This window comes from Sphingosinicella sp. (assembly GCF_052388015.1).
In the GTDB taxonomy this organism is placed as follows: Bacteria; Pseudomonadota; Alphaproteobacteria; order Sphingomonadales; family Sphingomonadaceae; genus Allosphingosinicella.
On sequence record NZ_JBQTIN010000135.1, the window covers coordinates 1 to 10,634 of the forward strand.

General features: G+C 66.5%; 14 protein-coding genes. 5 read left to right on the top strand and 9 right to left on the bottom strand.

What is annotated here, in order from left to right:
* Positions 1-111: 111 nt before the first annotated feature.
* Both ACT4N3_RS11460 and ACT4N3_RS11465 read left to right on the top strand, forming a co-directional pair.
* Complete coding sequence (locus tag ACT4N3_RS11460; RefSeq protein ID WP_444855355.1) at positions 112-507, top strand: VOC family protein; 396 nt, start codon at positions 112-114, stop codon at positions 505-507.
* Between the two features lie 96 nt (positions 508-603).
* Positions 604-3,123, top strand: coding sequence for an EAL domain-containing protein (locus ACT4N3_RS11465; protein ID WP_444855356.1), 2,520 nt, complete (start codon positions 604-606; stop codon positions 3,121-3,123).
* Positions 3,124-3,210: 87 nt separating this feature from the next.
* Here ACT4N3_RS11465 and ACT4N3_RS11470 read toward each other — a convergent pair whose 3' ends face one another.
* On the bottom strand, positions 3,211-3,588 hold the full coding sequence (locus tag ACT4N3_RS11470) for a hypothetical protein (RefSeq protein WP_444855357.1): 378 nt from the start codon (positions 3,586-3,588) through the stop codon (positions 3,211-3,213).
* A gap of 226 nt (positions 3,589-3,814) precedes the next feature.
* On the opposite strand from ACT4N3_RS11470, the gene ACT4N3_RS11475 reads away from it, so the two are divergent.
* A complete protein-coding gene (locus ACT4N3_RS11475; protein WP_444855358.1) occupies positions 3,815-4,051 on the top strand; it encodes a hypothetical protein in 237 nt (78 codons plus the stop codon).
* A 6-nt stretch (positions 4,052-4,057) separates the two neighbouring features.
* Here ACT4N3_RS11475 and ACT4N3_RS11480 read toward each other — a convergent pair whose 3' ends face one another.
* The 7 genes from ACT4N3_RS11480 to ACT4N3_RS11510 all read right to left on the bottom strand — a co-directional run bounded on the left by ACT4N3_RS11480 (position 4,058) and on the right by ACT4N3_RS11510 (position 8,616).
* The gene (locus ACT4N3_RS11480; protein ID WP_444855359.1) at positions 4,058-4,897 is read right to left on the bottom strand and encodes a CmcJ/NvfI family oxidoreductase; all 840 of its coding nucleotides are present in this window, start codon (positions 4,895-4,897) and stop codon (positions 4,058-4,060) included.
* Positions 4,898-4,984: 87 nt separating this feature from the next.
* Positions 4,985-6,382: a phage terminase large subunit family protein gene (locus ACT4N3_RS11485; protein WP_444855360.1), complete on the bottom strand. Its 1,398-nt coding sequence runs from the start codon at positions 6,380-6,382 to the stop codon at positions 4,985-4,987.
* A 165-nt stretch (positions 6,383-6,547) separates the two neighbouring features.
* Positions 6,548-7,114 (bottom strand): hypothetical protein, encoded by a 567-nt coding sequence (locus ACT4N3_RS11490; RefSeq protein WP_444855361.1) that lies wholly within the window; start codon positions 7,112-7,114, stop codon positions 6,548-6,550.
* A 372-nt stretch (positions 7,115-7,486) separates the two neighbouring features.
* Positions 7,487-7,765: a hypothetical protein gene (locus ACT4N3_RS11495; RefSeq protein ID WP_444855362.1), complete on the bottom strand. Its 279-nt coding sequence runs from the start codon at positions 7,763-7,765 to the stop codon at positions 7,487-7,489.
* The gene (locus ACT4N3_RS11500) at positions 7,762-7,929 is read right to left on the bottom strand and encodes a type II toxin-antitoxin system TacA family antitoxin (protein WP_444855363.1); all 168 of its coding nucleotides are present in this window, start codon (positions 7,927-7,929) and stop codon (positions 7,762-7,764) included. Before ACT4N3_RS11500 ends, ACT4N3_RS11495 begins: the two co-directional genes overlap by 4 nt.
* Positions 7,926-8,246 (bottom strand): helix-turn-helix domain-containing protein, encoded by a 321-nt coding sequence (locus ACT4N3_RS11505; RefSeq protein WP_444855364.1) that lies wholly within the window; start codon positions 8,244-8,246, stop codon positions 7,926-7,928. Before ACT4N3_RS11505 ends, ACT4N3_RS11500 begins: the two co-directional genes overlap by 4 nt.
* Entirely contained in the window at positions 8,224-8,616 is a 393-nt protein-coding gene (locus tag ACT4N3_RS11510) for a type II toxin-antitoxin system RelE/ParE family toxin (protein WP_444855365.1), read from the bottom strand. The genes ACT4N3_RS11505 and ACT4N3_RS11510 overlap by 23 nt, the downstream gene beginning before the upstream one ends.
* A gap of 360 nt (positions 8,617-8,976) precedes the next feature.
* Here ACT4N3_RS11510 and ACT4N3_RS11515 point away from each other — a divergent pair, with 360 nt between their 5' ends.
* Positions 8,977-9,123 (top strand): hypothetical protein, encoded by a 147-nt coding sequence (locus ACT4N3_RS11515; protein WP_444855366.1) that lies wholly within the window; start codon positions 8,977-8,979, stop codon positions 9,121-9,123.
* Between the two features lie 42 nt (positions 9,124-9,165).
* Here ACT4N3_RS11515 and ACT4N3_RS11520 read toward each other — a convergent pair whose 3' ends face one another.
* On the bottom strand, positions 9,166-9,972 hold the full coding sequence (locus ACT4N3_RS11520; RefSeq protein WP_444855367.1) for a hypothetical protein: 807 nt from the start codon (positions 9,970-9,972) through the stop codon (positions 9,166-9,168).
* A 454-nt stretch (positions 9,973-10,426) separates the two neighbouring features.
* Between ACT4N3_RS11520 and ACT4N3_RS11525 the strand changes: the two genes are divergently transcribed.
* Positions 10,427-10,634, top strand: a 208-nt coding sequence (locus ACT4N3_RS11525; protein ID WP_444855368.1) for an antitoxin, incomplete at its 3' end; no start/stop codon positions are given.

The following is a 10,634-nucleotide window of genomic DNA, read 5'->3' on the forward strand; positions in this document are numbered from 1 at the left end:
GCGCAGCGAAGCAATCCAGTCCGCGCAGGCTGGATTGCTTCGTCGCTTCGCGTCTCGCAATGACGGCGAATCTCAGCCAATGCTGATCGCCCACAGGCTCCGGAGACACCCATGTTCAACCACATCATGGTCGGCTCGAACGACATCGAAAAATCGAAGACTTTCTACGACGCGGTGCTCGGCACGCTCGGCTTTGACGGCGAGGCGTTCCCCAATGTCTCCGCCAGCGGCCACAACCGCCTCTTCTACCGCCACAATGGCGGCACCTTCTGCGTCAGCGAGCCGATCGACGATCAGCCCGCGACCCACGGCAATGGCGCCACGATCGGCTTCAAATGCGACTCGCCGGAGCAGGTGAAGGCGTTCCACGACGTCGGCGTGGCCCATGGCGGCACCTCGGTCGAGGACCCGCCCGGCCTGCGCGAAGGCAGCCTCGGCGCGATGCACCTCTCTTATGTCCGCGATCCGGACGGCAACAAGCTCTGCGCCATCCACCGCCCCGGCTGATCGCCGCTGGCCGCCTGATCGACTTAACCTGTCCTTAGAGGAACCGTGCCTAAACGCCGGCGGCGGCCAGCCGGGCGGCGCGGAGACCCCAGAAATATGTGGCAGGTCTACACCTGTATCGCCAACGAGCACGATCTGCGCATGGTCGCGGTCGCGGCGGCGGTCTGCTTCCTGGCCTGCTTCACGGCCTTCGCCACCTTCGATCAATCCCGCGCCGGCGGCGTTCGCCGGCCGATCTGGGGCGTAATCGCTGCGCTGGTGTCCGGCATCGGCATCTGGGCGACGCACTTCGTCGCCATGTTGGCTTATGATCCCCGCATTCCTGTCGGCTATGACCTCGGCACCACGATCCTCTCGGTCGTCATCGCGGTGGTGCTGACCGGGTGCGGGTGGGCGGCGGCCACCTTGCGCGGCGTTCGCGGCCCGCTGCTCGGTGGCGCGCTGATCGCGGCCGGTATCGGCGGCATGCATTATACCGGCATGGCCGGCGGGCGCATCGTGTGGGACGAAAGCCTGATCCTGATCTCACTCCTGCTTGGCCTCGCCCTCAGCGTCGCGGCGCTCGCCGAGCATCGGCGCAGACAGCAGGACATCCCCTGGCGGCCCGCGACCTTGCTTGCGCTCGCCATCTGCAGCCTGCATTTCATCGCCATGGGTGCGGTCGGCATCTATCCCGATCCCAATTTCGTCGTGCCGCCGCAGGCGGTGGATACGGGCATGCTCGCCGTCGCCGTCACCGGCGCGGCGATCCTGATCCTCGCGACAAGCTTCGTCGTGGCTCTTTTCGACCGCGGCGTTGCGCGCCGGGAGCTGGCGGAGGCGCAGCGGCTCAAGGGCATGGCGGAGGCGCTGGTCGAGGCGGCGGCGGCGCGCGAGCGACTGTCTGATGATCTCAAGCGCCAGGCGGACATCAGCGCCGCGGCGCTCGGCAATATGGCGCAGGGACTTTCGCTCTACGACAAGGACGATCGCCTGGTTGCCTTCAACCGTCGCTATGTCGAGCTCTACGACCTGCCCGAGGAGCTGCTGGTTCCAGGCACCTCGATTTCCGACATCCTCCGCCACATGGTGGAAAAGGGTAAATATCCGGGGCCGCTTGATTATTATCTGGGCCAGGTCGCGGGCGCCGGAAGCGCGGCCGGCCAGACGGAAATCACGATGGGCTGCGGCCGGATCATCGACGTTCAGCGCCGTCCGCTGCCGGATGGCGGCTGGGTTGCAACGCACGAGGACATCACCGAGCGCCAGCGCTCGAGCGATCATATCAGCTTCCTCGCCCGGCATGACGTCCTCACCGGCCTGCCCAACCGCGCCTCGTTCACCCAGGAAATCCGGAATTGGGCGACGAGGCTGGACGAAGGCCGCCGTTTCGCGCTGCACACCGTCGACCTCGACCGGTTCAAGGAGGTCAACGACACGCTGGGCCATGGCTTCGGCGACGAGATTCTGAAGCAGGCGGCGGATCGGCTTCGGGAGGTCGTCGGAGAACGCGGCTTCATCACCCGGCTCGGCGGCGACGAGTTCGCGATCATCCAGATAGACGCCGACCGGGAATCGGCGGCGGCGCTGGCCGACCATATCGTCCGCAGCCTCTCGGTCCCTTTCGCCTTCGACGGCCATACGACCGCGATCGGCGCGAGCGTTGGCGTCGCTTTGGCGCCGGACGACGACCGGGATGGTGACGCCCTGCTCAAGAAAAGCGACCTCGCCCTCCACCGCTCCAAGACCGAGAACAAGGGTTCATTCCGCTTCTTCGAGGCCGGCATGGATTCGCGCCTTCGCGAGCGCCGCGATCTGGAGCGGGACTTGCGCGTTGCCATCCAGAAGGGACGTTTCGAGCTCCACTATCAGCCGATCGTCAACTTCGCGACCGGCACGATCGTCGCCTTCGAGGCGCTCGTCCGCTGGCGGCACCCGACGCGCGGGCTCATCCAGCCGGCCGACTTTATCCCGATCGCCGAGGATACGCACCTGATCCTGCCGATCGGCGAATGGGTGCTGCGGCAGGCCTGCCGCGATGCCGTCACCTGGCCAAGTGCGATCCGGGTCGCGGTGAACCTCTCGGCGGCGCAGTTCAAACGCGGCGACCTGCTGGCAATGACCAAAAGCGCGCTCGGAGCCGCCGGTCTTGGCCCAGACAGGCTCGAGCTGGAAATCACCGAATCGGTGCTACTCCACGACGAGGCCTGGGTGCTTTCGATCCTGCATGACCTTCGCAAGCTGGGCGTCAGGATCGCGATGGACGATTTCGGCACCGGCTATTCGAGCCTGAGCTATCTGCGCAGCTTCCCGTTCACCAAGATCAAGATCGATCGCGGCTTCGTCGCGGATGTCGCGCGCACCGATGATGGCCGTGCGATCGTCCAGGCGACGATTCAGCTCTCCGAAAAGCTCGGAATGGTGACCACGGCCGAGGGTGTCGAAACCGCCGACCAGATGAGCATCCTGTCCGCGGAAGGCTGTACGGAAGCTCAGGGCTTTCACATCAGCCAAGCCGTGCCGGCAACAGAGGTTTCAAGGCTGTTGGCGGACTATAATTCCGGCGACGCATCGACCGAAACCGCCGGGCGGGGCTCACCTCCCACGCTCATTCGCGCTGCGGGGCGACGCCGCTAGCGCCGCCCTTTTCCCCTCGTAACGCGCACGGGATGGGTCCCGCGCCTCGCACGGGACCCTCCTTCGTATGTCTGCCTTGGCTACGGCCTAGCAGTAACGGACGCGGACATAGTCCCCGTAATAGGGATCGAAGACCAGCCGGCTGCGGCACCGGTTGCGGTAATAGCCGCGCCGGTAGCGGGGCCGGTAATAGCCGCGATCGTAATAGGGATCGTAGCCGGCTCCGTAATAGCCGCCGCCATAATAGCCGCGGTCGTAATAGCCGCGGTCGTAATAGCCGCCGCGGCTCGACAGGCTGGCGGCGAGCCCCAGCCCGATTATGCCGGTGCCGATCGCCAGCGCCGCCCGGTCGTTCCGGTCCCGGTCGCGATAGCGGTAGCGCTGCGCCTCGGCCGGCGCGGCGGTGACCGCAAGAGTGCCGGCGACGGCGAGGCCGGCGATACCCGTCTTCATCCACCTGGTCATGACAATACTCCGTCAAACCCATGACAGCAGAACGCGCCAGGGTTCCGCGCGTTCACCATTTCGTCGCATTTCCTGCCTGTCTCGCGGCTGAACATGGTTAAGCAGCCCGGATTCGCGGCTCGGTCCGGGGTCGCAACAATTCGGCCGGTGCCCATTCCGCCGCCCCTTGGCTTCGTCGCCGCAACATGTCATGCACATGGCTTCGCTTTCGAGGGGGAAAGAGCCGATGCGTGGTAGGGTGCTGGCGGCAATTGCCGCGCTTTCGATGATCGGTGCGAGCACGGCGGCAAGCGCGCAGGTGGCGCAGCACGCCGGAGCGCCGGCGCGCGCCGCCGAGCCCGTCGCGGAGGCGAGCGAGCTTGCCGGCGGCGGCACCACCGCCTGGATCATCGGCGCGGCCGTGATCGCCCTGCTCATCCTCGCTTTGGCGGGCTTGGCCGGCGACCAGTCCGACAGCCCCTAGCGGCTGTCAGCCGGGAAAGATCAGCAGCGCCCGCGTCTCGATGCTTTCGCGCTCCGGCGCGTCCGCCGGACTGGCCGGGTCGTCGAACGCCGCATGGGCGGTGAACCGGGCGACGTCGGCGCGGCTGTCATAGCCCTTGATCAGGATCGCCTCATCGGGCGCCAGAGCGGGGACATAGGCCCAGGCCTGGCCCGGATCATAATGTAGCGCATAGGTCTCGCCGACCCGGTCGCGGTAGACGAGGTCGACCGCGATCAGATCGTCGGGCCTGATCGTGCGCGCGTCGCACAGAGCGAGCGGGTGTTTCTCGACCGGCCGGCCGATCGGCCGCCACAGATTGACGATCGCATAATGGTGGCGAAGCCAGGCGTCGGCGTCGAGCCCGCGCCGCTCCAGCTCCGCGCGGGCGCGCTCGGGGCCCGAGCGCAGGGTGAAATCGTTGTGCGTGCGGTCGACCGGCGGCTTGACGCCCGCTTCGCCCAAGGCGGCCCGCGACAGGCTGCGGACATTATGGTCGAAATTGATGACGAGCGCGGCGCCGGTCGCGGCGGCAAGCACCGCCTCGACCGCCGGATAATAATCCGCCCGGATCGCCGCCTCGTCGTCGAAGTCCGCGAAGCCCGCCGGCGCCGGAACCAGCGCGAACCCCTCCACATCCAGCGACAGAAGCTCGCGCCCCGCCCGCGCGTTCCGGATGGCAACGCGGTGCGCGTCATACTGCCCGGTCCTGACCGGCACGCCCGGCGGCGGCTCGCATTGGTAGGAAACAGGCCGCTCCTTCATCGGCCGCAGGAAATTGAGGCTCGCCTCGATCGTGGCGGGCTCGATCCGGGTCCATGGCTTCATCGCGCATCTCCTCGCAAAGGCCACCGCTGATGCGCGCCCCGGCGGCGCCCCGGACAATCAAATCCGCAAGGACATTGATAAGTCCAGCTAAAGCCCCACCACCTGCGGCTCCGCCCGCGGCCTCAGCAATTCGGTCAGCGCCCAGATGCAGGCGTCGGCCCGGTCGGGCGATCGCCCGGCCAGCCCTTCCGCCTCATAGCCGCCGCCGATCGTCAGCCCCGCCAGCTCGTCCTCCAGCGCCGGAAACCGCCCCGCCAGCTTCACCCGGCCGTTCTCGAACGCCGCCGCCACCGGCTCCGCCCGCCTGACCTTGCCCCGGCTGGCATGGACCAGCTTCACCGGCAGGCCGAGGCTCGCCTGCCGGAGCACGCTCGCCACCATGTCGCCGCCCTGGTTCGCCTCCGCCACCACCCGGTCCGCGCCCCAGCGCTCCGCCGCCGCAGCCACGGCTTGCGCCCAGCCCTCCGGCGACAGCCCGGCGACGCTCGCATCCTCCAGCACATAAGCGCGCCCCTCCGCGCCCAGTCCGCACACCACGATCCCGCACGCATCGCCGCCCGCCGACACCGGCGGATCCACCCCGACCACGATCCGCCGGAAAGCCCCCTCTCCCGCTTGCGGGAGAGGGTTGGGGTGAGGGGCTGTCCTGGCCGCCTCCAGCACCTCTCTCGAAATCAGCGCCCCCTCCGCCTCGCCGAACAGCATCCCGTCCAGCTCCTGCCGCCCCAGCCGGGTGCCGCCATAAGTCTCCTCCAGCCACGCCCGCACGCCCGCCGCCAGATGTACATTCTGGGCCGTCCGCCCCTCGGTCGTCACCGTCCGCGCCGCCCCCTTGACCCGCCGCACCAGCGCATTGGATCGCGGCGTCGTGGTGACGATGCAGCGCGGCCATTCGCCTTGCCTCAGCCCCATCATCAGATTGTCCCAGGCATTCTCGCCCTTCCCCCGCGCCGAACCTTTCGCCTCCGGCCATTTCGCCAGCTCGTCCGCCCAGGCGAAATGATGCTCCGGCCCGCGCAGTTTCTCCGGCGCGGCGGCCGAATAGACGAACCCCGTCGCCCCGGAGGCGAAGCGCAGCTCGCCCCGCGTCGGCGCCCATGTCACCGGCTCCCCGGCGCGCGCGGTGGCGATCAGCCCGCTCGGCCCCTCGATCATCACCTTGACGACCTCGTCCCGCCCGCCGCCGACCAAAGCGATCGCGCAACCGGGATGCGCCCGCGCCCGCGCCGCCACCCAATGCGCCCCGGCCAGCGTCTTCCCGAACCCCCGCCCGGCCATCAGCAGCCAGCAGCGCCACGAACCGTCAGGCTCCCGCTGCCCGCCATGCGCCTGCCACAGGAAAAACTCCGCCGCGATCCGCCGCAGCACCGGCTCGGGCAGAGCGGCGAGAACGTCCGCCCAATCGTCGCCATGCTTCTTCACCTCCGCGGCCACCCGGCACAGCAGATCGTCGAAATCGGCGGGGTCGGGCGAGGGAACGGCCATGCGAAACTCCGGAAGAGCTCAAAAAAGGAGTCATCCCGGCGGAAGCCGGGACCCATGAACACGAACGCCCGAAAAGGAGGCGAAAGCGTTTGGACAAGCTCTCAACCGGCAGAGTTCCTGGATCCCGGCTTCCGCCGGGATGACTCAGGAGAGGGCAAGGCGGCCCTATTCCTCCCCGCCCGCCGCACCGCCGGCCGCCGGCAACACCCGCGCGGAATAGGCCCTGAGCCTCTTCTCCAGCGCCGCGCGCACCTCGGCATTGGTCGCCACCCTGGGCGTCCGCCCCGCCTTCCCCCGCCCCGCGCCCGAAGCCAAAGCCAGCCCCCGCGCATGCTCGCGCAGCAGCGTCAGCGACAGCTCGACGTCGATCTCCCCGTCCGGCCCGTCCCGATCCCCGTCGATCGGAATCGCCGCCGTCCCCGCCGCCTTGGCGAGCAGCTCCGCCTGCAGCCGCACGAACCCCTGCTCCAGCGCCCGCCCGAACCCCTCGCGAAAGCGTTCGTCCTTCATCAAATGCTTGTAGATGGTCTGCGCCGCGAACCCCGCCGCCCGCGCCGCCCAGCGCACATTGCAGCTCGCCGCGAAGAGCTCGAGAAACTCCCGCTGCGCCGCCTCGTCGAACATCCTTCGCCCGCCGTCCCCGGCCCGCTGCAGCCGCCGATGCTTCCCCGGCGCGACCCGCGCGCTTTCTTCGTCATTGCGAGCGCCACCGGCGCGCGGCAATCCATCCATCATCCCGCTCCTTGTCAGCCATAGCCTCGCGCGGAGGCTGATCCGGCAAAGAAAAAGGCCGCCGCGGCAATGCCGCGCGGCCCCTTGAAAACGCCCGAATCGCAATGCGCGAGCGTGGAATACCCTTACCGGATCAGCGTCACGCTGTCAAGTATTTTTACCTATATGGTTGTAACCATGTGCAGCGCGACTGGCCGAGATAATGGCGCAGCGCCGCTAGCCTGTCTTCGATGTCCGGCGTGCGCGGGCGCATCGCCTCGTACCGGGCGATCCGCTGGCGGGTGCCGCGGCAGCGCGCCGCCTGGACCTGCGCCCGGTTGCGGCCGGCGCCATGGCCCGCCTGGTCGGCGCCCGGCCCGCCGTCGCGGTCGGTCAGGCCGGTCTGCGGCGCCGGCGGCCGGTCGGACTGGAAGGTGTCGCCTTGCGGAATCGGCCGGGCGAAATCGCTGTCGCCGGGCTCGGGCGCCGACGCCCCGATCCGCCCCCGGCCCCGGCCCGGCCGGCCGGATCGGCGCGCGGGCCGGTGTCGCTGTCGCTATAGCCTTGCGCCCCGGCCCGGCCGGTGACGATCCCCAGCATCCCGCCGCAGATCGCCCCGCCGGCGACGATCCCCAGGAAGGAGCGGCGGCTCGTTTTGCGCGTGGGTTTCATGGTGTCTCCCCTCGCTGCGACAGAACAGGTGGGCGCGCGCCCAACAAGGCGCGCAGCTTTGGCCCCGGCCCCGGTGGGTTGTCGAGCGCCTGGACCAGAGCATCGTAATCCGCGCTGCTCAGCAGGAAGCGGGATTCTTCGGCAACTCTCTCGTCCCTATTCATAGAATCGCCTCGACCCCCTTCTTGTCGGCCAGGTTGAGCAGCTTGAGCGAGGGCCCGCTCGGCTTCTTCTCGCCCCGTTCCCACTGGCTCACCAGCGAAGGCGTCACGTTCAGCGTCAGCGCGAAGATCGCCTGGCTCATCCGCGCCTTGTCGCGGATGCGCCGAATGGCGATGGGCGGCAGCTCCTCCAGATCGGTGAGGCATGTCCTGTCGAACCGGCGCATGGTCGCCTTGTCGATCGCGCCGACCGCATACAGGTCCTCGGCGATCGAATGAACCGAGCGCAGAACATCGCTACGGTAAGGTTTTTTGGCCATCATTCTTCTCGATTTCTCTCCACTCGCGTGCCGCCGCAAGTTCGTTCAGCCGCTTGTCGTCGAGCCGCATGAGCGGCTTCGCAATCTCCCTGATCTCTTCAAGTTCGGCCGCGGCAATATTCGCTTGCGCGCTTTTGGCGAACATCAGCATGAAGATCGCCCGCTCGGCTTCTCGATAGGCGACGATGGTGCGATAGCCGCCTGAGCGCCCTTTCCCCGGCCTGGCCACGCGCTGCTTGATCAAGCCGCCGCCAAGGTCGGCATCGATCAACCCGCGTTCCGCCCGATCGATAGCTTCGAATAAAGCTTCGTCCGCAACGTCCGCCTTGCGGGCGTCCCGCGCGAAGACTTTCGTTAGATATACGCGCATCGGGGTGTCCCCTTTCCACGTTCATTACGTTGGCCATGGGGTTAAACCTCCCGTATGAGTTACCGGAAGCATCTATAGCACTCGGTGCTACATCATTCAAGGCGCTCCACCCATCCGTCATCCCGGACTTGATCCGGAATCCACCTTCTTCTTCGCCAGCGCTCGACGCCGCAAACTCATGACATCCGTCGCGGTCATGGCTTTCAGCGTCGCACCGTGGAACGGTGGTTCCGCTGGCAGAAGCACTTCCGGAACGACGGTTCCGGATAAGGCCCAAAAGCCAGCGAATTAGTGACGGCGGTAACGCTCGATTCAACCGTGGTGCATGACGGCGTAGAAAGCAGGCCGAGGAGCGGCAGGATGTTCGACGGTACGATGATGTTGATCTGTTTCGCGATGGTCGCCCGCGAGCTACCGGCAATCATCTGGTCAATCCGCTGTCCGGCAGACAGTCCGAATTACAAACTACCCCATTCTGCGCGCAGCTTGCTCAACCGCCGGCGCTGACTGCTAGCTTGTGCGCCTCTAGCGCATCGTTCATTTCCTGACCTAGCTCCGAAGGAGGCGGATCATCCGATTAGGGTCCAGGTAATCAATTCCCGGGAAGTGCGGTATGGAACGCCAAGTCTCAGCCACCTCCAACGCTTCCCAAATCCATAGTTCGGCGTTCAATATCATGGCGAGCACCGGATCGCGCTCCCCCCAACGCGGAATACGTGGACCGTATTTTTGAGCGCATTCATTAAGGGCATGCGCCATGTGCAAAACTGGAATCGAGGGCTCGAACGCCCGCCTCTTTATGTCCTTGGCTTTTTGATCGGGATCGGAAGGCTTGGCGGTCACGTTTAGAGCAAACTTCTCCGCCCAATGGCTCGCCGAGCCTTTGATGAATTTCCTCGCCGATGGCACCGCTTTTTCCCAAAGCTCCGCACGGGCCGGTGATGGTCCGCCTTCGGGATGCATGTGAAAAGCCTCATCAGCTCGCCCTTCGCGGAGAGCCTTCGCACCCAGCTGCCGCACATTGAAGAACGCCGTAAGTATCTGCGAGCCGAATAGGTCGTAGGCTGCTAAGCGGCGGTCAATTCGGCGCCTGCCACGATCGAGAGCTCCTCGGAACTCTCGCTTCTTTGGCGCAACGTAACTGGGATCACGTTTTGCATTGCGCACAAAAGGGAGACCCCTGGCTTTGCTGGTGGCCCAAAGGCTGAATTGCACGAGAGCATTTGCAAATTCGGATCCTGGACCACCTATGCGGCCGGCACCCTCCTCCGGATAGGCCATCACGGCGCAAAATACGTATGCGGCCTCAAAGGGATGGGATGGGAAGACAACCTCTTGCTCAAACGCAACAGCCATCATTCACTCCTGTCCGATTTCCAGCTCACTCTCAGCGAGGCAATCGCTCCAATCAGCGCCGCCACCGAACCGATAAATGCCGCTATTTCGCCTAGTATGCTCATCAATTACCTCGACGCGCATTGTGAACCTTGCCGCGTCGGTTGTGCAGGGGGCGGTATTCCGGCTTTTTTTCGTTCAGCTCTCCCCACCTGCCTACTGCCTCCTGCCTCCTGCCTCCTGCCTCCTGCCTCCTGACTCCTGACTACTGCCTCCTGCCTCCACCCCCCTCCTCCGCTATAGGCGCGCCCGTCCGACGGGCGGCGGCCCGGCGGTAGCCAGAGAAGAAAGCGCGTCGGGCGGGCCAAAGGCCTCGCCTCCACGCGCCCTTTCGTGTTTTCCGCCTACCCGTCCGTCACCCAACGGACGCCACATCGCCTTGCGTCGGCTTCGTATATCCGGTATATCCGCTCGGATGAGCGCCCCCATCCGTTCCCGCACTTTCAAATCCGGCAACAGCGAAGCTGTGCGGCTGCCCCGGGGCATGGGCTTCGGTGTCGGCCGCGATGTGGTCATGGAGCGGCGCGGCGATCAGCTCATCATTCGCCCGGTGGAGAACGCGGCCGATGCCCGGCGCCGGTTGCGCCGTCTGGTCGCCGATCTGAAGGCCATCGGCCGCGTCG

Bases quoted from the DNA above. Each gene is read 5' to 3' on its own strand.
- ACT4N3_RS11460 (WP_444855355.1), top strand. From the start codon at position 112: ATGTTCAACCACATCATGGTCGGCTCGAACGACATCGAAAAATCGAAG.
- ACT4N3_RS11465 (WP_444855356.1), top strand. From the start codon at position 604: ATGTGGCAGGTCTACACCTGTATCGCCAACGAGCACGATCTGCGCATG.
- ACT4N3_RS11470 (WP_444855357.1), bottom strand. From the start codon at position 3,588: ATGACCAGGTGGATGAAGACGGGTATCGCCGGCCTCGCCGTCGCCGGC.
- ACT4N3_RS11475 (WP_444855358.1), top strand. From the start codon at position 3,815: ATGCGTGGTAGGGTGCTGGCGGCAATTGCCGCGCTTTCGATGATCGGT.
- ACT4N3_RS11480 (WP_444855359.1), bottom strand. From the start codon at position 4,897: ATGAAGCCATGGACCCGGATCGAGCCCGCCACGATCGAGGCGAGCCTC.
- ACT4N3_RS11485 (WP_444855360.1), bottom strand. From the start codon at position 6,382: ATGGCCGTTCCCTCGCCCGACCCCGCCGATTTCGACGATCTGCTGTGC.
- ACT4N3_RS11490 (WP_444855361.1), bottom strand. From the start codon at position 7,114: ATGGATGGATTGCCGCGCGCCGGTGGCGCTCGCAATGACGAAGAAAGC.
- ACT4N3_RS11495 (WP_444855362.1), bottom strand. From the start codon at position 7,765: ATGAAACCCACGCGCAAAACGAGCCGCCGCTCCTTCCTGGGGATCGTC.
- ACT4N3_RS11500 (WP_444855363.1), bottom strand. From the start codon at position 7,929: ATGAATAGGGACGAGAGAGTTGCCGAAGAATCCCGCTTCCTGCTGAGC.
- ACT4N3_RS11505 (WP_444855364.1), bottom strand. From the start codon at position 8,246: ATGGCCAAAAAACCTTACCGTAGCGATGTTCTGCGCTCGGTTCATTCG.
- ACT4N3_RS11510 (WP_444855365.1), bottom strand. From the start codon at position 8,616: ATGCGCGTATATCTAACGAAAGTCTTCGCGCGGGACGCCCGCAAGGCG.
- ACT4N3_RS11515 (WP_444855366.1), top strand. From the start codon at position 8,977: ATGTTCGACGGTACGATGATGTTGATCTGTTTCGCGATGGTCGCCCGC.
- ACT4N3_RS11520 (WP_444855367.1), bottom strand. From the start codon at position 9,972: ATGGCTGTTGCGTTTGAGCAAGAGGTTGTCTTCCCATCCCATCCCTTT.